Raw genomic sequence first — 24,217 nt, forward strand, 5'->3', positions numbered from 1 at the left:
GATGCCCTCCGGCTTCGGGTACTCCCGTGCCCTCGTATTCATGGACCCTAACGCGCAGGTAGGACAACGCCATCCCGCTTCCCGAACTGTTCGCTCGGAGCGCAAGGTAACCGCCCCCTGCGGGGAGGGTCACCGGGCCACGGGAAAGGGCCCGGACGCGGATGCGTCCGGGCCCTTCACGGCACTGCTCCAGGGCCTGGGCCCGGGGTGTTACTTGGCCTCGTCGGCCGGGGTCTCGTCGGCCTCGGCGGCGGCCGGAGCCGCGGTCTCGTCCTCGTCCTCGTCGGACAGGTCGATGACCTCACCGTTGGTGTCGACGACCTTGGCCTTCTCGACGACGACCGCGAGGGCCTTGCCGCGGGCGACCTCGCCGACGAGCATCGGGACCTGGCCACCCTCGACGACGGCCTGGGCGAACTGGTCCGGGGACATGCCCGAGGACTGCGCGCGGCGCATGAGGTGCTCGGTGAGCTCCTCCTGGTTGACGCCCAGCTTCTCCTTGTTGACCAGGGCGTCCAGCAGGAACTGGGTCTTGATGCCCTTGACGGCCTGCTCGGTGGTCTCGGCGTCGAACTCCTCGACCGTCTTGCCCTGGATCTCGAGGAACTTCTCGATGTCGAGGCCCATCTGGCCGAGCTGGTGGTGCTCCAGGTTGTGCTTGCGGGTCTGGACCTCGTCCGCGAGCAGCTTCTCGGGGACCGGGATCTCCGCGAGCTCCAGGAACTTCTCCAGGACGCGCTCCTGGGCCTGGGTGGCCTGGTCGTACTGCTTCATGTTCTCGAGGCGCTTGCGGCTGTCCGCCTTGAGCTCCTCGAGGCTGTCGAACTCGCTCGCCATCTGGGCGAACTCGTCGTCCAGCTCCGGCAGCTCGCGGGCGGAGACCTTGGTGACCTTGACGGTGACCTCGGCGTCCTTGCCCTCGGCGGAGCCGCCCTTCAGCTGGGAGGTGAAGGTGGCCTCGCCACCGGCCTCCAGGCCCGTGACGGCCTCGTCGATGCCGTCGAGCAGCTCGCCCGAGCCGATGGTGTAGGAGACGTCGCTGGCGACACCGTCCTCCAGCACCTCTCCGTCGACCTTGGCCTCCAGGTCGATCGTGACGACGTCGCCGTCCTGGGCGGCGCGCTCGACGTCCTTCGTGGAGGCGAAGCGGCCGCGCAGCTGCTCGACCGACTTCTCGACGTCCTCGTCGGAGACCTCGATGGCGTCGACCTCGACCTCGATGCCGGAGTAGTCCGGGATCTCGATCTCGGGACGGACGTCCACCTCGGCGGTGAAGGACAGCAGCTCGCCGTCCTTCAGCTCCTTGATGTCGACCTCGGGCTGGCCCAGCGGGTTCAGGTCGGCCTCGTTGACCGCCTCGGTGTAGAACTTCGGGAGGGCGTCGTTGACGGCCTCCTCCAGCACCGCACCGCGGCCGAAGCGCTGGTCGATGACGCGGGCAGGGATCTTGCCCTTGCGGAAGCCCTTCACCGTGACCTGCTGGTTGATCTTCTTGTACGCCGCGTCGAGGCTGTCCTTGAGCTCCTCGAAGGGCACCTCAACAGTGAGCCGAACCCGAGTCGGGTTCAGGGTCTCCACGGCGCTCTTCACGGTTCGGTCTCCTTGTGGCTGACTGCTGGGGGTTCTGCCGTATCGCTGCGATTCAGCGGTTCGACGGATTCGGCCCGGTACATCAGACACACGGGCACGCAGCTTGCATAGTAACCGCAAGCGGCAATCAGCCCACAACGCGATCTTCGTGGACGCGGTACTCGTGGTCGGGGTGGCCGGATTCGAACCGACGACCTTCCGCTCCCAAAGCGGACGCGCTACCAAGCTGCGCCACACCCCGTCGGTGCGACACGTAGGGTACATGGCCGGAGACCCTCCGACGCGCCCGCTTTCCCGGCGGGTGCACGCGCGCGCGGCGCGGGCCCGGAGGCGACGACGGCAAAGGGGTGTGCGCTCCCCCCGCGCGACCCGCTAGGATGCTGTCCGTGCCACGGTCCCCGGACCTGCGGCGCGCGTACTGCGGGTGTAGCTCAATGGTAGAGCCCTAGTCTTCCAAACTAGCTACGCGGGTTCGATTCCCGTCGCCCGCTCTATGTCGGCCCAGGTCTCTGACCTGGGCATACGACACAACAGAAGATGATCCTGATCCCTTCGCCGGGACTGCGACGTTCCACAACGTTCCACTACGCGAAGATGATCAAGGAATCTGCATGGCTAAGCGCCGTCTCTTCGGCTCCATCAAGCAGCTGAAGAGTGGACGTTTCCACGTCCGCTACCCGCACCCCGTCACCGGGGTCTCGCTGAACGGTCCGACCACCTTCGAGACCGAGCGCGAGGCGGACGAGTACCTGGCCCGCGTCCGCTCGCGCATTGCGGACGGCATCTGGGTCGACCCCATCCTGGCGGGCGTCACGCTCGACTCGTTCGCGGCCACCGACTACTTCCCCGTGATCACGGTGTCCGACCGGACGCTGGAGCGGTACCGCGACGACTACACGAAGTGGGTCTCTCCCCCTTACCCCGAGTCGCGCTCCGCCGTTCACCTCGGCGCGATGCGGCTGTCCGCCGTCAATGTGGTCGCCGTCGACAACTGGTACGCGGCGGCGAAGGTGGCGACCCGCAAGTCCGCCATCGACTACTACACGCGCACCGGACGGACCGCACCATCCGACGCAGGCGCGACCCAGCTGGCCGGCGCCTACCGGGTCCTGCGGCAGATCATGAACCAGGCGGTCCGTCAGAAGCGCATCTTCACCAGCCCCTGCACCATCAGCAACGCGGGGACGGTCAAGGACAAGGGACGCTCGCCGGCCACCCCCGCCGAGGTCGCGAAGGCCTCGCTGGCCATGCCGCCCCGGTATCGCCTCTCCCCACTGGCCGCGGCCTGGTCCGCGTTCCGTCCCGAGGAGCTGTTCGCCGTCCCCCGCCACGGCTGGGACCGCGAGCAGTGCGCCTTCCGCGTCGTCCAGGTCCTGGAGGAGCTGAGGGGGCAGCCCGTGCGGATCAAGCCGTTGGCAAAGAACGACGCGTCGCTGCGGACGGTGCACATGCCGCGCTGGTTCGGCGAGCTGATGGAAGAGCACCTCGCGGAGTTCGTACCCGAAGACCCGATGGCCATCATCTTCGCGACCTCCAACGACGTCCCGCCCTCCCGCTCGTACCGCTCCGCGATGTGGTCGAAGGCCCGCCGCACCATCGGCCGGACCGACCTCCGCTTCTACGACCTGCGGCACACCGGGGCCAAGTTCAGTGCGGAGACTGGGGCTTCGATCCGGCAGATCATGCACCGCATGGGGCACAAGACGACGCGGGCCGCGCTGATCTACCAGTCGCACTCCAGCCAGGAGGACCGCGACGTCGCCGGCCGGATGGAGTCCCAGCGCCCCGGGACCGTGATCGATCTGACGGCCCGTCGCGCGGTGTGGCTCAGCCCGAGTTGCCCCATTAGCCCGCGCGGGTTGTCTTGAGAAAAGACCGGTGAACTCTCAGTCAAGGGAAATCCTTGCGGCATATGGCCTGAGATGCGTTGCGCCGATCACGTCTCTACCTGCAGGAATAACAGGCTGTAGACATCTGGCATCTGACGGTTCACGATTGATACGGAACGTCACATTCCCGGCATTAGTAGGACTTTCAATCCCCATCCCGACGTAAAGGGAGTTGTCAAGGTGAACTGCAGCGATATCAGCGGTCTGACGGGCGACGGGGGACCTTCCGTGACCATGTCCCTGCGTCAGGCCGCCCTGGCCCTCGGGCTCGACGACGGAACGATTCGCCGGGCCGTCGACTCCGGTCAGCTGCCCTCGGTCATGATCGGCAAGCGGGCGCGCGTGATGACCGCGGCCGTGGAGGAGCTGCGGGGTGCCTACAACGCGAAGCAGTTGGCGGCCCTGCTGGGGGTCAGCGCGCCCACGGTCTACCGGGCGACGGCCGATGGCCAGCTTCCCGCGAAGCGGCTGGCGACGAAGATCCTCTACCCCCGGGCCGCGGTGGCGCAGCTGCTGGCCGGCGCAGCCTGAAAAACACGAAACCCCGGTCTGATCCACCGGGGTCTCGGTCACCGGCCGTCTGTTCTCCCCAAGAGACGGGGTGACCGGTTCTTCTTCTCCTTCGCGCCGCTGATCCGTTTTCACCGAAGCTGACTCAGCGGCGCCCTTTTAGAAGGGGTACCCGCATGGTGCCACAGGAACACTTCGACGCTCAATACGACGACGCCGAGGAGGGGAGTAACTCCACTCCGCCGGCGGAACCCCGTGAGGGCGCCTTCCCCGACGACACCACGGCCCAGGGTCTCTGGCTCGTGAAGCGCGGGATGTATCTGCACCCGCTGGATCACCCCGGCCTCGCCGTGTGCGCCAGCCCGCACTGGAAGACCCCGTGCGACGGGCAGCGCGGCAAGCACCCGATCACGAGCTGGAGGAACGCGGCCAGCAACGACCCCCAGGACGTCGTCACCTGGACCGCCGGCGCGACGGTGAACCTGGCGGTCGACTGCGGGCGCTCGGGCATCTTCGTCGTGGACGAGGACGCCTACGGCGAGTTCGCGCGACTGTGCGATCAGATCGGCATCCCCATGCCGAAGACCTTGACGATCCAGACCGCCGATGGCTTCCACTACTACTTCCTGCAGCCCGCCGGCGCCGCCATCACCAACGCTGAGTCGGAGCTGAAGGACTACGCCATCAACATCCGGGGCGAGGGTGGCTACGTGGTCGCTCCGGGATCGGTCCACCAGTCCGGCGTGATCTACAGCTTCATCGACGAGTTCGAAGCCATCGCGCTGGCGCCGGACGAGCTGGTCGACTTCCTGCGCAACCAGCGACGGGTGGCAAAGGCCTCGGCGCCCTCGGTGTCCAGGGTGCGGATGTCCCAGCTTGCACCCGGCGACGTGGACCCCCGGTTCGTAGGCGCCATCCCCGCCGGGTCGCGGCACGACGCACTGGTCGCCTACGCCGGCCACCTCCGTGAGCGTTTCCTGGATTGCGCGATCGACGAGGAGATGGTCCGCCAGCTGTACCGGGCGCGCTGGCAGGAGTGCGAGCAGCCGGCCGATAAGCGCAAGGTCACGTGGCAGGAAGCGTGGTCGACCCTCGTCGACGTCTGGCGCCGCTACTGGGGGGCTTCGATTGCGGAGCGTCAGCTCCGCGCGGACGAGCGGGACCTGTGGGTCGGCGAGGACAACGTCCTCCGGGACCCGCCGCCCACTCTCCCAAGTCAGAAAGTGGTCCCCAAGGACCCCAATGGGGGGGTGTCGTCCCACTATGTGGGACAGATCGAGGAAGAATCGCAGGTCAGCACGTTGGGCCCTGAACACGCTGAAAAGGTCCCCACATGGTCCCCAGTGGTCCCCAAGGTCCCCAATGGAGGGGGTCAGTCTCACGATGCGGACGATTCGGGGTCCGAGGGCACCCGAACGGCCCAGCAGCACATCATCTGGGACCGACCGCTCCCCCTGGAGACAGCCGACCTGATTCCCTTCCCGGTGGACACGCTGGGTGACCTCCAGGACATGGTCGTCGCGACGGCCGAGGAGACGCAGACCTCGCCGGAGCTGGCAGCCATCACCGCGCTCGCCAACGTCGCCATGTCTCTCGGCGGGCAGCGCGTCGTCCACGTCCACGGCGACTGGTACGAGCAGACCGTCCTGTGGGGCATGGGCATCGGCGACCCGTCCGTCCGCAAAGACCCCGTGATCAAGCTGCTGTGGTCGCCGCTCGACAAGTACCGCAAGGGCTGCAAGGACAAGCACGCCACGTGGGAGGCGGAGAACGGCGGCCTGGTCGAGGTCATGCAGAACAAGTGTGTGGAGCTGGCGGGGAAGATCGCCGAGGCCTTCGCCGCCGGTAAGGACACGATCGAGCTGCAGGCGGAACTGGACGGCCTGCGGGTCCGGCTGGGCGAGCTGCCGCCGGAACCACTGATTACCGACCCCGCCATGTTCGGCGGCGACATCACAATCGAGACGGCGGCGGTCGAGGCGGCCAAGCAGGGCGGCCGGATGGGTCTGCTCGCGACCGAGGCCACGCTGATCGACATCGCAGCCGGCGCCTACAGCAAGGGCGGCGGCGCCAACGTCGGCTTCCTGCTCGCCGGATACAGCGGCGCCCCCTACGAGGTTCGCCGCCTCGGGCGCGAGAACCTGAGCATGGACCGCTGCGTGGTGAACATGGGTCTGCTGCTGCAGCCCGATGCCCTGGCCGGCCGTCTGGCTAAGAAGGGCGGCATGCGCGACGTCGGCCTCTTCCAGCGCTTCCTTCCCCAGTTCTCCCTCCCGCGGGCCACCCACAGCATGTTCCCAGCCGCGGTACCCACCGAGGTGAAGGACGAGTACAACCGCCGCATGACCAGCCTGCTGGCCCACGTGTGGAACAACCCCCAGCCGATCGAGGTCCGCCCCGACCGCGAGGCGTACCGTGCCATCCGTGCCTTCGAGATGAGCTTGAAGATGCGCTGCAAGGAGGGCATGGACCTGGCCGACCTGAGTTCCTGGGTGGGCAAGCTGCACGGCCAGGTCGTCCGCCTCGCCGACACCCTGATGGCCTACGAGGACCCGGACGCACGGGTCCTCACCGTGGGCTACGTACACCGCGCCATCGCGATGACGCCGTCCTTCATCTCCCACGCGCGCGCGATGTTCGACCTGCTGCGCGAGGGCGAGCGCGGGTCGCTGACGGGCCCTACGGCCTGCCTGAACTGGATGACGTCCCGAGCCGCGAAGGGACACGCCGACAAGTCCTTCAGGCTGCGAGACGCGCAGCAGTCGATGAAGCGTCAGCGGTGGGTCAAGGAAGGCGGCATCGCGGTCGTGGAGGAAGCGTTCCGGGTGCTGGAAACCCTCGGCTGGGTGCTGGAGGTGCAGCCGCTGAACGGCGCACCCCTGGTCGCGGGCCGGTCCCTGGCCTTCCGCCCGCACCCGTGGGTCGCGACCCCGCCGGACGACGGCGGCCTGGTCACCGACTCCCCCGCCGGCGGGTCCACCTTCGAGGAGCTGGAGAAGCTTGCAGCCGCGAGCGACCCCGACCCCGAGGGCAAGCTGGACGAGTCCTGGGGCTTCGAGAGCGCCCCCACCGAGAGCACAGCGACCTTCGGCACGGCGTGCACATTGTGCGGGATGCTCGACTCGGTCCTGCCCCCCGAGACCGTGTGCGCCGACTGCCGCAGGTACGCGGAGATGCGAGAACGCGACGCCGTCGCTGCCCAGCAGGCAGCCCACGCGGAGACCCTACAGCGGGCCGATCAGATGGACCCGATCTTCTAGTCGTGGAAGCCCCCGGCAGTAGCTGGGCCGGGGGCTTCAGGAGGGGGTCAGATCCGCGTGTGGTGGAGCACGCTCCGCCCCGAGTCGGGCGGGATGATCACGACCGCGAGGGTGTGCCCCGGGTGGTGCCACGCCTTCCATGCGCTGACGTTGACCTTGTACCCCTGGCCTTCGAGCCGGGCTAGATCGGCCATCGCCTCCGTGGTCAGCTTGTACGGCTCGGCGATGTAGGCCCAGTCCTTCGTATCCGTCCGGGCCCTGTACGGGTGGTCCACCCAGTCCGCCGGCCAGTCCTCGGATGCCCGCGGCCCCCCGAGGAGCGTGGCCAGCGCACGGTTCTTCCAGTACCGGGCGGTACCTGGGACCTCCCCGACGGAGCAGCACGGGCAGTGCTCCGTTCCGAACCGCCTCAGCCGGCCTTCGGTGTGATCGAGCTTCATTCCGGGTCATCCTCCTCGGCGCCGTCCGCGAGGGCGGCCACGGCGCGCTCGTACCAGTCCTGCGGGACCACGACGGCGACGTTCTTCTTGAACCGCTGGACCACCACGTGGTCGCCGGCCACACGTACGCCGTCGATGACTTCGGCCCAGTGGACTCGTATGTCGTTGGAGTTCATCTCTTTGCGCGTCATGACTGGATCGTAAGGGTCAACCCTAAATCCTGCTTCAACCGAACCTGTTGATTCGCAAGGTTCAACCTGGTTCTATGAGTTACGCGGAACCGTTCCGCTGAACTTCCGCTCAACTCCCCTCCCGATGTGTCCCCTTGCTTGCTCTCAAACGTGAACGGGCGTGCGACGGACCATGGTCAGCGGGGGCGAGTCGGAAGGGCTGTGCGGAAGTCCCCATCTCCAGCAGAGAGGCAAGTGGAAGTGGATCGGAAGAAGTACATCGACACCGACCGGGACGTCACGTCCCTGGTCGCCGGGCAGACCCGGCGGATGACCGTGGTGGTGTTCCACGCGCTGATGCCGTTCGTCGTCGCCGCCTTCGCGGCCGGGTCGCTGTGGTTGGCGGTCGAGCAGATCAAGGCCATGAACGGCTACTTGGAGGCGTCCGGCCTGACCGGGTCGGCGGCGTGGGCGGTCCCCGTCGTGGTGCAGCTGGCGGTCCTGGCCGGCGAATCTGCGCTGCTGATGAACGCGGTGCTGCGAAAGTGGCAGATCGCCACCGGGGCCATTACCGCGATGGTCCTCGGCTACGGCGCCGAGATCGCCGCCCACATCTACAACCACGCCCGCGACGGGGCCTCCGGCAACGAGAAGCAGCTGATCACCGCCATGGTGCTGTCCGCGGTGCTGTGCGGCGGAGGGTGGGCGCTGGTGGCGCTGATCATGCACAAGGGCAAGGACATTGCCGACGAGGACGCCCTGGAGCGGCGCGAGGCCGCCGCCGCCGAGGCCGCGAAGAACGACGTGGTGGCGACCCTGGAGGCGAATTACGCGGAACTCCGGACCGAATACGCGGAACTCGCCGAGGACTACGACCAGCGGGGCCTCGCGTTCCAGCAGCGCGTCGCCGACATGTCGCGCATGGAAGGCGAGCTGGAGGAGCTGCGCGAGGAGAACCGCCGGCTGCTGTCCCTCCAGCCCGACCCTTCCGCAGCACCCGACCCGGTACTTCCGCACCAGGCCGAGGGCGAGGACGCCGGCGACGCCGAGGAGGACGCCACCACCCGGTCGGGCCGCCCCCCGAAGTACACCGACGCGGAACTGCTCACAGGTGGCGTGGAAGTGTTCCGCGAAATGGGTCCGCCCCGGTCGCTGAACCGCTTCCGCCAGGCCATGAAGGACGCCGGCTGGACCGGGTCGGATGAGCGCATCAAGGCGGTGTACGAGCGGATCTCCGCGAACCCGCTGGCCACGACCGGCGACTGACCACACGACGACGGGGCCGGTATCGACCACCGGCCCCGCCTGTACCTCTCCAGCAAGAAAGGTGACATCAGCATGGCACAGCAGACGATCGCACCCCAGGCCGGCGCCTTCCCCCTCCCCCGCACCGGCGCGGACTTCACCGTGGACCACGCGCAGACTTACGTGGACTCCGCGGTCGACTCCCCGCTCTGGCTCAAGCTCGCCGACCGGGAAGCCCAGCGCATCCGCCACGCCCGCCCCGGCGCCGACTACCCCGCCTACGCCGACCTCCAGGACGTCTACGGGGTCTCCCGTACCACCATCTCCAAGACCGTCGCCGAACTCCGCCGCCGCGGGCTGATCCAGCGGGCGTCCGGCTTCCGCAACGAAGGCCACGTGGTGGCCGGCGGGGGAGCGGGCGCGCCAGCTGGACGGCTCCGCCGCCTCGCGCACCTCGCACGCACCGGAGAAGGGCAGCTGTGGCCCGAGCCGGGGGACGGGGGGACGTGCCCCGTCTGCGGCGGTGGCCGGCGCGGTGAGAACCACCCCGTCTGGGGCCACGCCTGCTCCAGCTGCATCCGCACCGGCGCCGTGATCACCCGACTCAACTGACCCGAAGGAGACCACCACATGACCGACACCCAGACCAGGCCCTACACCACTCCCGGCCGCGATGGCATCGCCGAGGCCGCCCTGGCCGCGCTCGCCGAGATGCGGGACCTACTGCACCACACCAGCGGCGAACCCGGCTCATGGGCCTACGAAGGCGACGCCGACCCGGAGCTGACCGCCGGCGCCGACGAGCTGGCCGGACGCCTGGAGCGGGCCGCCAAGGCTCTTCGCCAGTCCGTCCGCGAGGCGAAGGCCGGTACGGCCGTCTGCGCGAAGTGCGCCACCCCGTTCGAGGACGACGGGAAGTTCCTGGACTCGGCCCGCCGGTCCGCCGAGACCCCGTTCTGCCGTGCCTGCGTCGACCACTGCCACGACTCGGAGATCGCCGACCACGTGTGCGTCGTGGACCGTTGGAACTGGGGCGAGATGGAGATCAACGGCATGACCCGGAGGACCGATATCTGACATCGGTCCTCCGGGCATGACGAAAGCCCCCGGCCGGCGTGATGCTGGTCGGGGGCTTCGTCGTGTCCGGGGTCAGACGGGCAGGAGGTAGACGCGGGCGAAGTGCGTGCCGATGTGCGCGGCGTGGAGGTGGCCGGTGACGCCCTGGTCGCCTTCGATGCCCATCACGGCGTGGATGTGGGCGAAGCCGTTCTTGATCTCGCCGGTGCCGGTCATCTCGCCGGGCTGCTTGTACTCGGTGATCGTGTCGGCGAGGGCGTCGCCCTTGGGCATGGTGGAGACGGTGAAGGCGTCCGCGGCCCCGATCAGCGACACGATCGCGGCGTTCTCGATACCGGCCTCGGCGGCCTGCCGGTTGACCGACTCCATCAGCTCTTCGTTCAGCACCTCGAAAACGATCACGCCTGGCTCCATCCGATCAAGGGGGACAACTCCCGCAGCATGACGGATGAGCACCAACGGGCACCAGCGTCCCTGGGATTGAGCGCTTCGGCGGAGAAGCGCGAGGCGAGGAAGTGTGCCTGCTGGGCGTAGGCGGAGGGGGTGCTGACGACCCGGCCGGCGGTGGTCCAGTCGAGTGCGCACACCCGCGAGGTCACCGCCGTCATGTAGAGCGTGCGGACGTCGGCGTCGTGTTCCAGGACGCGGGCGATTTCGAAGGCCTGGTCCTGGCCGGGCTGCTTGGCCAGGATGCCGGCCGCGTTCACCCGAAGGATCGGGGCTTCGCCATCACGCATCCACCGGCGCAGGTTCATGGTGGACGCCTTGTCGGTCCACGACGCGATGACGATGTCCGTGCCGTGCGTGGTCTGTACGGCCATCAGCGGCCCCGGATCGCGCATGGCCACGCTGGAGACCAGCTCGCCCGCGAGCGTCCCGTGTGCGGCCACCAGCGTGCCCAGCGTCAGGAAGGAGCGTCTCTTCACGTCACTGAGCCTAGCTTCGGCTTCGAGCTGGGCGAGGGGGATCGCGAACACTTTCGCGAGGTGGGACAGCCAGAACGGGCCGGGGATCACCTTCTCCCGCTCCCACCGCTTCACCATGTCCGCACTGGGCGAACCATCAGCTCTACCTGCGGATTCACCTAATTTCTCGGCGAGCCGGACCTGGGTCCACTGCTTCGCCTTCCGCATGTCGTGGATCAACGCGCCGATCGGCATGGGGGACATCATGCCCCCCTGGATGCCCCCGCGTGACCCCCTCGGCACGGAGAGTATGGAACTACTCCGTCCCCCTCCGGGCGGATGTCCGGCAGCGGGGTCGTGGTCCTCACCCCTACGTCGCAACCGCGGCCCTGCTGCACCCCTCGGAGAGGAGCGCGTGATGGTCGACCACTTCGTCCGGGAGGTTGCAAATCACCGGCTGCTCGGCCGCGAGGTGGCCCGCACGGCGACGGGCCAGCGGGGGACGGTCGGCATGGTCCTGGAGTACCGCAGCAAGCAGACCGGACGCGTCATCAAGACCGTCGCGCACATGAGACCGCTCGACAGCTCCGGCAAGGAGTGGACTGCCAGCCCACGCGAACTCCAGCCGGTCCGTCCCCTCGCACCGGACATGCCCGCGGGTGCCCGGTGACCAACAACTCCCACCGAGACCGAGAGACCCACGGCCCCGGTGGGGCACGACCCCGCACCGCAGCGGTGCGGGCTGACCTTTCGTGAAAGGGAGGATCTCCCATGATCAACGAAACCCAGGTCAACAGCCTGACCCGCCGGCTGGACCACTCGGTCCCGGACGGCGTGTTCGAGCCGGATGTGGCCGTCGAGTCCCTGACCCGGCGTCTGGACCACTCCGTCCCGGACGGGGTGTTCGAGCCGCAGATCCCCGCGGTCTGACCCCAGCTCGAACCTGATGCCGCCTGACTGACGGCATGGCGGGCCGACTCGGAGCACACAGCCGGGCCGGCCCGCCACCATTTCCGCACCCCGAACAAGGAGAGTCCGCCGTGCAGATCACCGCCACCGTAGAGCCCGGTTCCTTCTTCGACCTCGGCCGCCATGACCCCGCGCTGATCCGTCTGCGCGAGGACGGCGCCGAATGGGCCCTGCCGTTCGCCCTGATGGAGCGCCTCACGAAGTCCGGCGTCCCCTACGCGGAGCACGCCCGCACCCTCGGCAGCGACATCGTCCATGTCGCCGGTACCGCCTTCGACTGGTTCGACGCCGACCTCCCCGGGGAGATCGCCGACGAGATCAACCTGAGCAACTACGAGATCATCGAGCACACCGCCGGGCGCCGCGCGGCCCTCACCCAGGCCCTGGAGCGCCTGGCGACCGTCCACCCCGAAGGCTTCGCCCGCGTCCGCGAGTTCGTCCGAGGCTTCCTGTGGGTGGGTCTCAAGCCGGGCGTCCGCACCTCCTCGCTGACCAGCTCCAGCGACCCGGCACTCCCCTACGTGATCGTGTTCTCCGAGAAGGCGCAGCACCACATCCCGCCCAACACCGTCAGCCCGGAGCCGTCCCACCTGTTCCTCGCGGAGAACATCCTGCATGAGGGCGTGCACCAGTCGGTCAGCTTCCACGTCCTCCAGCGCCAGGTCTTCGCCGACGGCTACGACTCCAAGACCTCCCCGAAGATCGAGATCGCCTGGCGCGCGACGCAGGGCGAGGCCCGGAACCAGTTCTGGGAGGTCGACCGGGCCTTCCACGCGACGTGCGTCTACAACCAGCTACTGCGGTTCCGCCGGACCGAACTCGACCGCGACGACCTGACCCCCCACGAGCGCGCCAGCTTCCAGGCGGCGTACGACGAGGGCCTGCCGGCCGTCCGCTATCTGATGGACCAGCTCGAACTCCTGGGTGAGCACTTCACCGACCACGGCCGGGAACTGCTGACCGGCCTGCGCCACCAGACCGACCAGCTGTAGAACTCATCCACCACGACCTTCGGAGGGGCGAGTGCTCCAGCACCTGATCACCCAAGACGAGAACCTGCGGATGGTCCCCACCGACCGGGACGCGCTGACGGCCGCCGCCGCCGGACTCCGCGATGAACTCCGGAACCCGGCCGCGGACCCCGCCAGGCGGCGCATGCTGACCCGGTGGGCCGGCATCGCATCACTCGCGCTGGGTGACTACCAGAGCGCACGTGCGTTCCTGCGGCAGGCCCTGGACCTCGCCACCGCCGGCGGCAACCCCCGGGCCGTCATCGCCACCCAGCTCAACCTCGGGGACGCGTACCGGTACGCCGGTGAACTGGAGACCGCCGAGGCGTTGTACCGCAGCGCCCTGGATACCGCCCGCGCCCAGCAGCCCGACCTTCTCGACTTCGCCCTCCAGCACTTCGCCAAACACCTGATGGAGGCGGGCGACCTCGCCGGCGCCCGCACCTACCTACGGGAAGCCTTGCGCCTTCGGCAGGCCAAGGGGGACGCCGAGCTGATCGAGTCGACCCAGGCCGCTGTTGACCGCGTCGAGCTGCTGCTGGGCCGGGCAGATGCCGGCGCGTGGAGCAGCCGGTGGACGTCATGGCTCCAGGCCCACACCTCCACCCACACCTCGGCCCGGTGGAACGCAGACTTCCCCACGATCCGGGACGCGGTGCGCACCCTGACTCAGCACGCACGCGTGCAGCCCCGGCACCTGCGAGGCCAGTTCCCCGCCGAGCTGATCTCCGCGATGACGGAGGAGGCGGAGAAGGCCCTGGCCGCCGAGGGCTATCTGCACAACGGCAAGTGGAACGCGGCCGTCGGTGACGCCGCCAACCGCTTCGCCGGCGAGGTCGACCTGGCCACGGTCGTCGCCCGGTCCGCCGGCCTGGACGTCGAGCAGCCCCACACCGGCGTCTATATCGCCTACCTGGACGAGGGACAGTTCCTCGACTTCCACGTCGACGAGTTCGGGTTCGGCGAGGCCAACCTGATCCTGTGTCTCAAGCACGACCGCCCCACCACGCCCGCCACCGCGAGCGCCACCGTCTTCATCACCGCCGATGGCTACCGCGCATGCGACCTCGCGGCGGGGGACAGCGTCGTCTTCGACGGGGCACTCACCCCGCATGGCCGGACTCCCCTCGGCGCCGGGGAGAAGGTCATCCTGATCAGCTTCGGCTTCCGCGCGAAGGACCAGGCTCTGCGTACGATCACCAGCCTTCCAGCAGTCCCGCAGTAAGGTCACGCGGTGGCCGGACTTTGGTTCCGGTCATCCGCGTATGCGCCCTGGCAGGTCGGGCACATGCACAGGACGAACGTCCACGCCGACTCGACCTCGGCCCGGTCCAGAGGGTCCTGGTACCGGGCCCGGTCCTTGAGACTGTCGGGCAGCCGGGTGGTGGGCCCCAGGTCGAAGCCCGTACAGGTCCGGCACAGAGCGCACGCGTGCCCGGCCGCGGCCTTCCCGCCGGTCGGGGTGTGTTCCTGTTCCACGCACGCACACACGGTGCAGTAGTGGCCATAGATGTTCGCCATCAGGCACCCCCGGGGGCGTTGTGCATCCGGTGGACCAGGGACACCGCGACATGTGCGGTCAGCGACATGGAGGTCCCGTCCAGCTCATAGGTGGTGGACCAGAGGTTGATCGTGATCGGTTCCTCGGTGTCGAACACCGACGTGAGATCCAGCCGGTTGTCGACCTGGCGGGTCTGGGTCACCGGACCCGACCGGGACGTCACCGGGGTGGTGCGCCGGCCGTTCTGGACCCACTGGAACCAGGAGTCGATCGTCGGGTTGAGCGGGCCTGCTTCGTCGCCAACTGGCCCGACGAACACGGTCGCCGCGATCGACCAGAGTCCGGGGATCGTGAACTTGATGCCGCCGTCGTCCAGGACGATGCCGTCCGGGGGCTCCTCGTCGGCCAGGACCAGCCGGATGGGGATGGAGTCAGTGGTGGTGACGGCGGCGGGGGTGTCGAAAAACCCGCCGACGGGCGGCGGCGCGTCCTTGCCGTCCTTCCCGTCCTTCCCGTCCTTTCCGGGCTGCCCGTCGGTCCCGTCCTTGCCGTCCTTGCCGTCCTTGCCGTCCTTGCCGGGCTGCCCGTCGGTCCCGTCGCGTCCCGGCTGCCCAGGCGGCCCTTCGAGGGGCGAGAGCAGGTCCCAGTCCTCGCTCTCCCCCGGTGCGCCGGCGGGGAAGTCCTTCGTCGCGATGAACTTGCCCTCGGCGGTGGAGACGGTCAGGCCGCGGGCGTACTGATCACCGGGGACCCAGGGTCCGGCCCACAGCATCCACCGGTCGGTGTTCTCGCCAGGCACGGGCACCGGTCCGGCCGGCGCGTTGGGTACGGGACGCAGCTGCGGTTCGAGGGTGGGCCCGGTGCCGGCGCGGTCCTGGATCTGGGTGGCGAGGAACCCGCCGAACACGGTGACCGTGTTGTCGGTGTCCCGGCCGAAGGTCTGGATGATCAGGCTGATCGGGCGGGTGCCGATGGCGGAGAAGGCCCAGTCGGCGCCGACGGAGAGGATCTGTCCGCCGCCAATCGCCCCAGATCCGCGGAAGATGGGCGTCGCGGCCGGCGTGACCCCGTCAAAGAGGGTCCAGGCCATCCACACCTGGACGTCCATGGTGTAGGCGATGGCTGCCTGGGAGGCGAAGCGAAGGCCGCCGGTGACCAGCCACGAGGAGTCGCTGATGGCGGTGACGGTGGTGCCGTCGCCGGTCATGGCGGTGAAGCCCGGATCCAGGGTCATCGGCACGACGGCCGGCGCGGCCGGAGCGGGCAGCGGGTCGGTGAACGTTCCGACGCTGATCTCCCCGCCGCCGAGCGTCTGCCCGGGCGGCCCGGGCGGACCAGGAGGACCGGCGGGGCCGATGATGCCGTAGGCCCCGCACTCGGAGGGGTAGAGGAAGGGCGACCCGGGCGGAGGCATACCCTTCTCGGGCGTCAAGACGCCGTAGGTTCCGCACGGCGGCGGGTAGGGGCTGCTCATGACGGCTCCAACGGGGTGGGGGCGGTGGCCTCGGGGGGCCCGGGGATCTCGTCACCGGGAACCCTTGCGAGGGCTCCGCGGGACAGCGGCCCGGACTTGTCATCCGCGGCCGACAGGGACGACAGGGCAGAGAGGGAGAACAGCCCGTCGGGGTCGACCACGGTGAAGCAGAACGTCGCTGACATCGCGGTACTGACTTCGACGGCCGCACTGGGCAGCCAGGACACAAGCGTCATGGTTCCGCTGCTGGAGAGGCGGGCGCCGCCCGCGCCGATCCCGTTGGTTGCGGAGGAGACGACGACGGTGCCGGGGTCGTACCAGCCGGCGGCCAGAGTCCCCAGTGTCTGGTCGGTGATGTTGCCCGCGTTGGATGGGCTGGGGGCCGTGTTGACGGCGGTGATCGCGACGGCGTTGATCTGTGCGCCGGTCCTGGTCAGGGTCACCGTGAACATGACCGTGTTTCCGCACTTGCGGCCAACGAAGGAAGAGAGGGACCAGCCGGTCGCCGGGGTGAAAGCCGAGGTCGACTCGGTCACGGGGGGTCCTGAGTTCAGGCGGGCATCGGTCAACCGCATGCCTGGCCTCCAGAGCGTGATCTTAACCACCCTCTTTCTTTTTCTTGGCGCGGTACCTTGCGGTCCCCTCGCGCTGACAGGTCTTACATCGGCGGATGATCCGGCCCCGCATCATTCGATCGCTGGTGTTCTCGGCGTCGAAGGGGTGGCCGTTCTTGCAGTGCGTCTTGGGCGGGATCGGGATGTAAGCCTGTCGGTGACAGGTCCGGCACTGCCTCTTGCTTCCATGAGTCTTGAGGTTCTCTCCCGAGTACGGATGCCCCTGCGGGCAGTGCGTTCGGGATAGGTTCCGCTGGACCGTTCCGCCGCGCCGGATGTTCTCTCGGTGGGTCACCGGTTCAAGGTGATCCGGATTGACGCAGGCTCGGTTTCGGCACAGGTGGTCCAGGGTCATCCCGTCCGGGACTCCTCCGGCCAGCAGCGTGTACGCCACGCGGTGCGCGTACTGGTTACGCCCTTCGAATCCGAACCGTCCATATCCGTTGGACTTTGCTGCGGTCCATTCCCAACAGACCCCGGATGCGTCGACCTTGCTCCAGAATCGCTCTTCGATGTCATTCATGACATCAGGATACGGATTACCTAGAGGGTGACGGTCGCCGGGTGGGCGAGGGTGACGGGGGTGCCGGCCGGAACGCTCGCGGGGGTCGTCCCGTCGATGCCGCGCTGGATTCCGAACCACTGCGGGGTATCAATCCGCAGTTCGTTGAACCAGATGAGCGGGTTGACGTTGGTGGCGTCGTTGAAGGCGGACGCGAATACGCCGACCGAGCCGAAGGGGATGTTCGTCCCGAAGGTGACCGTGGACGTCCAGGCATCGGGTTCGCGGGCTGCCCCGGGCCACACCTTCATCTCCAGCTTCTGGCCGGTCAGCCGGGCACGGAAGCGGAACTCTGTGTTGGCGGCGTACGTCAGACCGGGCACGGTGATCAGCGTGGTGGTCCCGGTCGGCGAGGACCCGTTGACGGCCAGGGTCCCGTCCGTCTTGAAGTTCAGCCGGGCCCGGTAGAACGTGGTGCCGTTCTGATACCGGAAGGTGATCCCGGACAGCAGGGAGTTGGTCAGAGCGAGCTGGGACACCGACGTGAGGATGGTGATGTCGGCGTCGGTACAGGGCCCGGTGATGATCGCGTGGCGCTGCGAGTTGAAATCGGGCATGGCGATCCGGCCCTGGGTCCCGGTGGTCGAGAAGTCGGCGAGGGTGCCGCCGGCGTATTCGTAGGCCAGGCCCGAGTCGGTGTGCCCCCACCCGTTGGTCGTGGTGCGGGTGAAGGCATCGGTGACGGACTGGATGCCGTGGCATCGGACCGTCTCGGGGCCGACCCGGAGGTCGAAGGGGAAGTCGGGCTCGTCGTCCAGGGCGCCGGTTTCGTTGGTGCGGAACAGGACGTCCTTGGCCCAGAACACGGCCGAGGCCGGCGGCGTACCGAGGGTGGCGATTCCGACGCGTGCTTCGACCGCGTTGGCATTGGACGTGTCGGAGAGCACCAGACGCGTCCATTCGCCCGCGGGCACCGTCACCGGAGCATTGGCCGACTCGATCAGTGCCCCGGTCGAGTCGTACTGGTACAGGTACAGGGTGGCCTGCCTGCTGTCGGTGGATCGGATCCAGCCCGTCGCCCGGTAAGGGCGCCCGGGGTTCACCGGGTGCCGGTCGCTGTAGATGCGGGGGTTGGTCGTGGTCCCGTTGGGCGTGATGCGCGCGCACCGGGTGTCGGGAGTGAACTCGGCCGGGGGGATGTCGACCAGGGCGACGGTGCCCCCGTTGACCGTCCAGTCGCCCAGGCTGTCCTGTAGCTGGGGGTTGTCATTCAGGGGTCGTCCTGCGGCCGTCCAGGTCTGGCCCGGGGGCTTGACGTGCGCCCGCATGACCAGGTCTGCGGGGGCGAGATCACCGCCGAGGATCGTGTGGTCGGAGTCGACACGGTCAGGGGCGTCCGCGCGGGACGGAAGGGCCGGCTGGACGGGAGTGTGTGCGCCGACCCAGGGTGCGTACGGAGTGCAGTTGGCGGTGATCTCCCAGCTGGTCGGGGTGATCGTCTCGCTGTATCCCTGGACCAGGAGGTCCACGACCCCGTCCGGGTGTTGCGGCGGAAGGCCCGTGATCTGGAGTCGTGCGCCGACGTCCAGGGACAGCCATTCGGCGAGCGATCCGCCCGCGGTCATCATTGATCCGGATACCTGCGGGTAGCGCAGCTTCTCGCCCTGGCCCAGCGACATCACGTGGTAGGCGAGTCCGGGCAGCTGCCCGTCCGTCGCGACATTGAAGGTGACTGAGGTCTGGTAGCGGCCGACCAGGCGGATCGACTCCTCGTCCGTGACCTGCGCCGACGATCCGCCCGTGCGCGAGGCCGTCACGTCGTTGCGGATGAGCTGGTCATCGAGGACCGGGGAGAAGGGGGCGGCGATCTCGGACTTGGACGCGTCCAGGGTGACGGCCGGCGGTAGCCCGTACATCTGGTAGCGGGGCCGGTAGTGGAATCCGGGCAGCTCGCGCCGCTCGATCAGCATGCCGCCGTCGGCGTGCGCGCAGTCGGAGAGGACCTCCCACATCGTCGCGATGGGCTGGACACCCAGACGCTCGGTCATCCACGAAAAGCCGGTGGTCGTGAACTCGAAGCCGACCTCGCGCGCCATCCGGTCCATGCGGACCAGCGCGACCTCGCCCTGGTATCCCCATGCGGCCCAGTCGAAGGGGTCCTCGAAGGTCGGGCCGAAGGTGTCGTTGAAGACGGCCAGGTGCCCCATCTTGAAGCCGAGTTCCATCGTCCGGCCTTCGGTCTCCCACCGGGTCATCCGGCCCGGAGTGCCGCCCCCTCCCTGGAAGGTCGCGGACTGGGAGGTGATCGTGCCGGCTTCATCGATCCAGCTGACCGTGAGATAGGCGTTCGCTCCGGCCATGCCGCACTGGATGCGGAAGCGGACCCAGTGCCCGAACAGGTTGGTCGGGGGGATCTCCATCAGGAGTTCGCCGGCCCGGGATCCCGGCGTGAAGTCGTTGCCGTAGACGTCGATCGTGGTGACGCTGGTCGTGGGGTTGGTGACGACGTTCACGTCGAACTCGTTCCACGGCGTGCCGGTGGTCCTGATGAACGCGACCAGGGTGTCGAAGTCGGTCGGCGCCGGCGCCTTCTCCATGTAGAAGAGGAACTCGCACTGCCAGCCGTCGCCGACAGGGTGGGGCGGGATGGTCGCCTCGATCACGTGGGGCTTCTTGTCGGGCAGGCTGGCCACGTTCAAGGTCCCGGCCGGGCCGCCGCCGGCGGAGAACTCGACACCGGTGACGTAGGCGTCGGCGACGCCGTCCATGGGGCTGGCCGCGACGGTGGCCAGCGGTCCGTCCTCAAAGGGCCAGTATCCGACCAGCCGGGTGTCGGCGAGGATGCTCCTTCGCAGGGGCGAGGGAAGCGGGGGCTGGCCCTGGGTGAGGCGGCGCAGACGGCCCGCGACGGTGATCGTGCACCGGGACTCTCCGGTGTACCCGGGCTGGGACAGGTCACCGTACGGCCACTCGGGAGTCCAGGAGTCGATGTGCCCGGTCAGCCGGCGCGTCATGTCGGTGATCCGGGACTGCCCGAACAGCTGGAACGCGTTGCCCTGGGCGTCGGTGAAGGAGGTCGCGCCGGGCGTCTGGACGGTCAGGTCGGGGGAGGCGACGATCGGGCCGCCGCGGCCGTTGCGGACCTCGAAGCCGTAATAGCGGCCGGCGCCGGACTGACTGTACGAGTTGATGTTGTTGCCGAGGTCGAGCGGAACCGTCGCGTCGTCGGCGAGAGCGACCACGCCGGCCCGGACGACCGGCGGACCGACCAGCGTCCAGGGGCCGTTCATCGACGGCGCGCTGTAGAACGAGACGGTGTGCGTGCTGCCCGCCGTCGAAGGTTCGAGGACCCAGCGCAGACAGACACGCTGACCCGGCATGAAGGGGAGCGGGACCGTGCAGACCTCGATGTCCTGTGTACCGGCCGTGTTCCAGAAGCTGATCGCCATGCAGCCATCGGCGTTGATGTACGCCTCCCACACGCCCTTCGCGGGGTCGGAGAGACGGTGACGGGCGGCGATCTCCAGCGTGGTCTCCGACCAGGGTGTGGGGCCCGCGTACGGGGGCACGGCAGGCCACTGGCCGGGGATCCGGTCCAGGGCCACGTCGACCCGCAGGTCCAGTCCCGCGGTCGTCGCCATCGCCGCGGTGCCGGGCGCACGGATACCCGAGAACGTGTCGGTGCCGACCAACAGGTTCACCGCATCCGCCGGCCCCCAGATACGACAGGGTGTGCCGCGCCGGATGTTGGGCCAGTGGGCGCCGGATCGAAGACCGGGGGTGAACCGGCCGTCGCCGTTGTCCAGGGTCAGCGTCGCGGTCGAAGGGCTCATCTCCGCGGCGTCACCGGACCGGCCGCGGCTGATGGTGATGCCCTGCTCCAGGAGGTACGCGGACACGTCCGTCCACACCCAGCTGTCCGGGTTGCCTTCGGGCTCGGCACCGAAGGCGATCTCGACCTTCAGCGGGATGCGCCCGGTGGGGAACGGTGTCGTCATCGGGCGCCTCCCGTCGCGACCTGGCCCTGGCCGAGGAAGCGCTGCACGTTGCCTCCGCCGCGGACCCGGATCGAGTTCTGGAGCCAGTCCAGGATCGCGTCCGCACCCCCGGTGGAGTTGAACTCGATCACGGGGCGCTGCGACGCCATGCCGGCGGCGTCCGGCATCTCAGGACGCAGGGCCAGGCTCATGTCGGCGACGGCGGCGTCCAGCGGGCCCATGTTGCCCTTGATGCCGACCGCGATGCCGGGCGGGATCCACTTGCCGATCTCGTCCGCGAACAGCTTCGACGGCGAACCGATGTGCAGGTGCCGCTTGAAGCCGTCAACGAAGGAGTCGAGCAGCCCGTTGGCCTGGTCCTTCAGCCATCCCCAGGCGCCCTTGATGCCGTTCCACAGGCCCGTCACCAGGTCCAGGCCGGCGTTGTAGAGCTGCCAGGCGCCACCGACGATCCAGTCCTTGATCTGCCCCGGCAGCGCCACGATGTTCCGGTAGAGCCACGACAGACCGCCGGAGATGCCGTCCCAGATGGAGCGCAGGAAGTCCGAGCCGGCCGAGGTCAGCTGGTCGTACTTACGCGACAGGTAGTCCTTCGCGCGGCCCGGCAGCTCTTGCAGCCACACCCAGAACTCTTCGGCCTTCGTCTGCGCGCCACCCCACAGGGAGGCGAGCCAGTCGACGCCGGCCTGGGCGAGCTTGGGCAAGTCCACGGTCACGAAGCCGTAGACCCGGCCGGGCAGTTCCTGGAGCCACGCCCAGAACTCCTCGGCCTTGTTCTTCGCACCGTCCCAGAGAGCCACCAGCCAGTCGACGCCGGCCTGGCCCAGGGCGGGCAGGTCGACGGTGACGAACTCGACGATCTTGCCGGGGAGTTCGGAGAACCAGGTCGAGACGGACTCCCATGCGGACTTCAGGCCGGACCAGATGGAGAGCACCAGGTTGGCGCCCAGCGAGATCAGCTCGGCGAGGCCGGCGCCGACCCAGTAGGCGATCTTGCCGGGCAGGGCGGAGAGCCACGTGGTGAAGGAACCCATCCCGGATTCCGCCCCGTCGGCCATCTTGCCGGGCAGCTCCGAGAACCAGGTGGTGACACTGGTCCACAGGTTGCTGATGGGGGTGGCGATCCAGTCGTCCCAGAGCGATCCGAACCAGTCGCTGATGCCCGTGCCCAGGTCCGAGAACCAGTCGCCGACGGACGACGCCTTCTCCGCGAACCAGTCCTTGACCGCCTGCCACCACTCCGGGAACTTCTCCTTGGACCAGTCGATCAGCTTGGAGATCAGCTTGCCGACCAGGCCGCCCGCGATCAGGCCGAGTCCGACGGCGAGCATGCCGGGAAGCTCGATCAGCGCGGTCATGATCGCAGCGCTGACCGCCACGATCTTGAAGGTCTTCTCGGGGTTGCGGGTCATCGCGTCGGCGAGCCTCTCGCCCAGCTGCGGCAGCTTCTCCAGCAGCTTCGGAGCCCATTCCATCAGCGCGTCCGCAGCCTTCGGCCCGTACTCCGAGATGCCCTCTTTGATGATCTCGCCCAGCCGCAGGACGCCGGTCTTCACCTGGGCGAAGTCGCCCTGGAACAGGTCCACGAAGACCTGGGAGAAGGTGCGCTTGAACTCGGTGAGCTTCGCGCCGAACCCGGACGTGAGGGCATTGGCGGCGTCCACCGCGGCGCCCCCGAAGTTCTCGAACTGGGTGCCGGCCGTCTTCAGGTCGAGCGCGTCCAGGGAGTCGCCCAGCTCGCCGGATACGTCACCCATCAGCGCGATGCGAGCAGCGGCCCGCTCCGCCGGGTCCGGGATCGCCTTCAGCGCGTCCAGGATCTGGCCCGTGGCCTTGTTCGCCCGGTCCCCGCCGGCCGCCATGTCGGCGCCGATCTGCTGCGCGTTCAGGCCGATGGAGGTCAGCACCGGCTCGGCCTTCGGGAACTCCTCCAGGATGATGCGCGGGATCTCGTGCAGGGCGTCGCCCACGCGGTCGACGTCCTTCGCACCCGCGCCCAGAGCCTGGCGCATCAGACCGATGGCCTGCGGGCCGGACAGGCCCATGCGCTTGAACTGCGCGCCGTACTCGCTGAAGGTCTCCAGCAGCTCGGCCGCCTGCTCGTTGTTCAGGCCCTGCAAGCCCTTGGCGATGATGTCCAGGCCCTCTTCGGCGGACCCCGCCATCTGGTTCGTGAACAGGGAGCGGGTGGCCTTCGCGATCTCGGCGGACTCAAGATCCCAGGTACGGCCGATCGTCAGCATCGCCAGGCTGACGTTGCCCACCAGGTCCTCGGCGGAGTCCTTCGACAGCAGGCCTTCGGAGAACGCGGACTGGATCGCGCCCATGCCCTGCTCGAAGCTGTCCGCGAGACCACTGCTGTAGAGCCCGCCCGCGATGTTGCCGTAGTGCGAAGCACGTTCCGTGGTCAGGCCCATCTGCGCGGCGAAGTGCTTCTCGATGGAGTTCTGTTCCATCGCCTCGGCGATGCCGTCCATCAAGACCTTGCCGATGGCCGCGGCTGCCGCGACGGCGACCAGGGGTCCGGTCTTCGCGAAGCCGCCGATGAAGGATGTACCGCCCTCCTCGCCCGACCCTTCGAGATTCGCGCTGATGTCGGCACCGACGTCGTCCAGCTCACCGGAGATCGCCTGCGCCATCTCCCGGCCGGTCGCGTGCCCGGGACCGCGGCCGTCGACATCGACACTCAGACCACGCAGCGCGGCCTCGATCTCGGACGCCGCCTGCGATCCGACCTGCCGACCGTCCAGATCGATGTCGGCGTGCACCCCTTCCAGGGCGCGTTCGACCTCGGCGGCCATCTCGCGGCCGGCGTCGGTACCGTCCAGGTCCAGGCCGGCGAAAGACGACTCGATCTCCTGGACCAGGTCCCGGCCGATGTCGGCGCCCTCGCCGTCCAGGGCCCGCGACATCGACACGCCGAGGTCGTTGCCCAGCGCACGGCCGAGGTCCTCCCCCAGGCCGCCCAGCTCACGCTCCAACGTGCGAGTGACGGTCCGGCTGAAGCCCTCCATGGAGGGGATCAAACGGATGTAACCTACACCGACTTCGGTGGCCATCGGT

The 24,217-nt window shown here is 68.5% G+C and carries 21 protein-coding genes and 2 tRNA genes; 11 read left to right on the forward strand and 12 right to left on the reverse strand.

The genetic code is table 11. From position 1 onward, the window contains the following. Positions 1-210: 210 nt before the first annotated feature. Together tig and ACGFXC_RS10290 are read right to left on the reverse strand one after the other, a co-directional pair. A complete protein-coding gene (gene tig / locus ACGFXC_RS10285; protein WP_393711408.1) occupies positions 211-1,590 on the reverse strand; it encodes a trigger factor in 1,380 nt (459 codons plus the stop codon). 164 nt (positions 1,591-1,754) lie between these two features. Continuing rightward, a tRNA-Pro gene (locus ACGFXC_RS10290) sits at positions 1,755-1,831 on the reverse strand. 179 nt (positions 1,832-2,010) lie between these two features. Between ACGFXC_RS10290 and ACGFXC_RS10295 the strand changes: the two genes are divergently transcribed. The 4 genes from ACGFXC_RS10295 (at position 2,011) to ACGFXC_RS10310 (ending at position 7,249) form a co-directional block, all read left to right on the forward strand. Continuing rightward, positions 2,011-2,081 (forward strand) — tRNA-Gly (locus ACGFXC_RS10295). 120 nt (positions 2,082-2,201) lie between these two features. After that, complete coding sequence (locus ACGFXC_RS10300) at positions 2,202-3,458, forward strand: tyrosine-type recombinase/integrase (protein ID WP_393711409.1); 1,257 nt, start codon at positions 2,202-2,204, stop codon at positions 3,456-3,458. Positions 3,459-3,659: 201 nt separating this feature from the next. After that, positions 3,660-4,010 carry a helix-turn-helix domain-containing protein gene (locus tag ACGFXC_RS10305; protein WP_393711411.1) on the forward strand — a complete coding sequence of 117 codons (351 nt, stop codon included), beginning with the start codon at positions 3,660-3,662 and terminating at the stop codon, positions 4,008-4,010. A 155-nt stretch (positions 4,011-4,165) separates the two neighbouring features. After that, positions 4,166-7,249, forward strand: coding sequence for a DUF3987 domain-containing protein (locus ACGFXC_RS10310; RefSeq protein ID WP_393711413.1), 3,084 nt, complete (start codon positions 4,166-4,168; stop codon positions 7,247-7,249). A 47-nt stretch (positions 7,250-7,296) separates the two neighbouring features. Here the strand turns inward: ACGFXC_RS10310 and ACGFXC_RS10315 are convergent, their stop codons facing one another. After that, positions 7,297-7,689, reverse strand: coding sequence for a hypothetical protein (locus ACGFXC_RS10315; RefSeq protein ID WP_393711415.1), 393 nt, complete (start codon positions 7,687-7,689; stop codon positions 7,297-7,299). After that, positions 7,686-7,880, reverse strand: coding sequence for a hypothetical protein (locus ACGFXC_RS10320; RefSeq protein WP_393711417.1), 195 nt, complete (start codon positions 7,878-7,880; stop codon positions 7,686-7,688). The genes ACGFXC_RS10315 and ACGFXC_RS10320 overlap by 4 nt, the downstream gene beginning before the upstream one ends. A gap of 234 nt (positions 7,881-8,114) precedes the next feature. Between ACGFXC_RS10320 and ACGFXC_RS10325 the strand changes: the two genes are divergently transcribed. The 3 genes from ACGFXC_RS10325 to ACGFXC_RS10335 all read left to right on the forward strand — a co-directional run bounded on the left by ACGFXC_RS10325 (position 8,115) and on the right by ACGFXC_RS10335 (position 10,181). Beyond that, a complete protein-coding gene (locus ACGFXC_RS10325) occupies positions 8,115-9,125 on the forward strand; it encodes a hypothetical protein (protein WP_393711419.1) in 1,011 nt (336 codons plus the stop codon). A gap of 72 nt (positions 9,126-9,197) precedes the next feature. Next, entirely contained in the window at positions 9,198-9,716 is a 519-nt protein-coding gene (locus ACGFXC_RS10330) for a hypothetical protein (protein ID WP_393711421.1), read from the forward strand. A gap of 18 nt (positions 9,717-9,734) precedes the next feature. Continuing rightward, a complete protein-coding gene (locus ACGFXC_RS10335) occupies positions 9,735-10,181 on the forward strand; it encodes a hypothetical protein (RefSeq protein WP_393711423.1) in 447 nt (148 codons plus the stop codon). A 72-nt stretch (positions 10,182-10,253) separates the two neighbouring features. On the opposite strand, the gene ACGFXC_RS10340 is transcribed toward ACGFXC_RS10335, so the two are convergent. Together ACGFXC_RS10340 and ACGFXC_RS10345 are read right to left on the reverse strand one after the other, a co-directional pair. Further along, a complete protein-coding gene (locus ACGFXC_RS10340) occupies positions 10,254-10,583 on the reverse strand; it encodes a PCC domain-containing protein (protein ID WP_393711424.1) in 330 nt (109 codons plus the stop codon). Then, the gene (locus ACGFXC_RS10345; RefSeq protein ID WP_393711426.1) at positions 10,580-11,341 is read right to left on the reverse strand and encodes a multiprotein-bridging factor 1 family protein; all 762 of its coding nucleotides are present in this window, start codon (positions 11,339-11,341) and stop codon (positions 10,580-10,582) included. The genes ACGFXC_RS10340 and ACGFXC_RS10345 overlap by 4 nt, the downstream gene beginning before the upstream one ends. Positions 11,342-11,504: 163 nt before the next feature. Between ACGFXC_RS10345 and ACGFXC_RS10350 the strand changes: the two genes are divergently transcribed. From ACGFXC_RS10350 to ACGFXC_RS10365, 4 genes are all read left to right on the forward strand, one after another. Then, positions 11,505-11,756, forward strand: a complete 252-nt coding sequence (locus ACGFXC_RS10350; RefSeq protein ID WP_393711428.1) for a hypothetical protein — start codon at positions 11,505-11,507, stop codon at positions 11,754-11,756. Positions 11,757-11,857: 101 nt separating this feature from the next. Continuing rightward, positions 11,858-12,016, forward strand: coding sequence for a hypothetical protein (locus ACGFXC_RS10355; protein WP_393711430.1), 159 nt, complete (start codon positions 11,858-11,860; stop codon positions 12,014-12,016). A 110-nt stretch (positions 12,017-12,126) separates the two neighbouring features. Then, positions 12,127-13,047, forward strand: a complete 921-nt coding sequence (locus ACGFXC_RS10360) for a hypothetical protein (protein ID WP_393711431.1) — start codon at positions 12,127-12,129, stop codon at positions 13,045-13,047. A 31-nt stretch (positions 13,048-13,078) separates the two neighbouring features. Then, positions 13,079-14,290: a tetratricopeptide repeat protein gene (locus ACGFXC_RS10365; RefSeq protein ID WP_393711433.1), complete on the forward strand. Its 1,212-nt coding sequence runs from the start codon at positions 13,079-13,081 to the stop codon at positions 14,288-14,290. A gap of 2 nt (positions 14,291-14,292) precedes the next feature. On the opposite strand, the gene ACGFXC_RS10370 is transcribed toward ACGFXC_RS10365, so the two are convergent. From ACGFXC_RS10370 to ACGFXC_RS10395, 6 genes are all read right to left on the reverse strand, one after another. After that, positions 14,293-14,586: a hypothetical protein gene (locus tag ACGFXC_RS10370; RefSeq protein WP_393711435.1), complete on the reverse strand. Its 294-nt coding sequence runs from the start codon at positions 14,584-14,586 to the stop codon at positions 14,293-14,295. After that, positions 14,586-15,980 (reverse strand): hypothetical protein, encoded by a 1,395-nt coding sequence (locus tag ACGFXC_RS10375; protein WP_393711437.1) that lies wholly within the window; start codon positions 15,978-15,980, stop codon positions 14,586-14,588. Before ACGFXC_RS10375 ends, ACGFXC_RS10370 begins: the two co-directional genes overlap by 1 nt. A 56-nt stretch (positions 15,981-16,036) precedes the next feature. Continuing rightward, on the reverse strand, positions 16,037-16,492 hold the full coding sequence (locus ACGFXC_RS10380; protein WP_393711439.1) for a hypothetical protein: 456 nt from the start codon (positions 16,490-16,492) through the stop codon (positions 16,037-16,039). A 145-nt stretch (positions 16,493-16,637) separates the two neighbouring features. Beyond that, on the reverse strand, positions 16,638-17,177 hold the full coding sequence (locus ACGFXC_RS10385; protein WP_393711441.1) for an HNH endonuclease signature motif containing protein: 540 nt from the start codon (positions 17,175-17,177) through the stop codon (positions 16,638-16,640). Between the two features lie 20 nt (positions 17,178-17,197). Beyond that, positions 17,198-21,154: a hypothetical protein gene (locus tag ACGFXC_RS10390; protein WP_393711443.1), complete on the reverse strand. Its 3,957-nt coding sequence runs from the start codon at positions 21,152-21,154 to the stop codon at positions 17,198-17,200. After that, positions 21,151-24,213: a hypothetical protein gene (locus tag ACGFXC_RS10395; RefSeq protein ID WP_393711445.1), complete on the reverse strand. Its 3,063-nt coding sequence runs from the start codon at positions 24,211-24,213 to the stop codon at positions 21,151-21,153. Before ACGFXC_RS10395 ends, ACGFXC_RS10390 begins: the two co-directional genes overlap by 4 nt. Positions 24,214-24,217: the final 4 nt, after the last annotated feature.

Origin of the sequence: Streptomyces sp. NPDC048507 (assembly GCF_043199995.1) — a bacterium.
Lineage (GTDB): Bacteria > Actinomycetota > Actinomycetes > Streptomycetales > Streptomycetaceae > Streptomyces.

Coding starts and splice junctions, on each gene's coding strand:
- ACGFXC_RS10335 (WP_393711423.1), top strand. CDS start 9,735: ATGACCGACACCCAGACCAGGCCCTACACCACTCCCGGCCGCGATGGC.
- ACGFXC_RS10330 (WP_393711421.1), top strand. CDS start 9,198: ATGGCACAGCAGACGATCGCACCCCAGGCCGGCGCCTTCCCCCTCCCC.
- ACGFXC_RS10355 (WP_393711430.1), top strand. CDS start 11,858: ATGATCAACGAAACCCAGGTCAACAGCCTGACCCGCCGGCTGGACCAC.
- ACGFXC_RS10385 (WP_393711441.1), bottom strand. CDS start 17,177: ATGAATGACATCGAAGAGCGATTCTGGAGCAAGGTCGACGCATCCGGG.
- ACGFXC_RS10395 (WP_393711445.1), bottom strand. CDS start 24,213: ATGGCCACCGAAGTCGGTGTAGGTTACATCCGTTTGATCCCCTCCATG.
- ACGFXC_RS10345 (WP_393711426.1), bottom strand. CDS start 11,341: ATGCCGATCGGCGCGTTGATCCACGACATGCGGAAGGCGAAGCAGTGG.
- ACGFXC_RS10300 (WP_393711409.1), top strand. CDS start 2,202: ATGGCTAAGCGCCGTCTCTTCGGCTCCATCAAGCAGCTGAAGAGTGGA.
- ACGFXC_RS10370 (WP_393711435.1), bottom strand. CDS start 14,586: ATGGCGAACATCTATGGCCACTACTGCACCGTGTGTGCGTGCGTGGAA.
- ACGFXC_RS10375 (WP_393711437.1), bottom strand. CDS start 15,980: ATGCCTCCGCCCGGGTCGCCCTTCCTCTACCCCTCCGAGTGCGGGGCC.
- ACGFXC_RS10380 (WP_393711439.1), bottom strand. CDS start 16,492: ATGTTCACGGTGACCCTGACCAGGACCGGCGCACAGATCAACGCCGTC.
- ACGFXC_RS10390 (WP_393711443.1), bottom strand. CDS start 21,154: ATGACGACACCGTTCCCCACCGGGCGCATCCCGCTGAAGGTCGAGATC.
- ACGFXC_RS10315 (WP_393711415.1), bottom strand. CDS start 7,689: ATGAAGCTCGATCACACCGAAGGCCGGCTGAGGCGGTTCGGAACGGAG.
- ACGFXC_RS10350 (WP_393711428.1), top strand. CDS start 11,505: ATGGTCGACCACTTCGTCCGGGAGGTTGCAAATCACCGGCTGCTCGGC.
- ACGFXC_RS10320 (WP_393711417.1), bottom strand. CDS start 7,880: ATGACGCGCAAAGAGATGAACTCCAACGACATACGAGTCCACTGGGCC.
- ACGFXC_RS10310 (WP_393711413.1), top strand. CDS start 4,166: ATGGTGCCACAGGAACACTTCGACGCTCAATACGACGACGCCGAGGAG.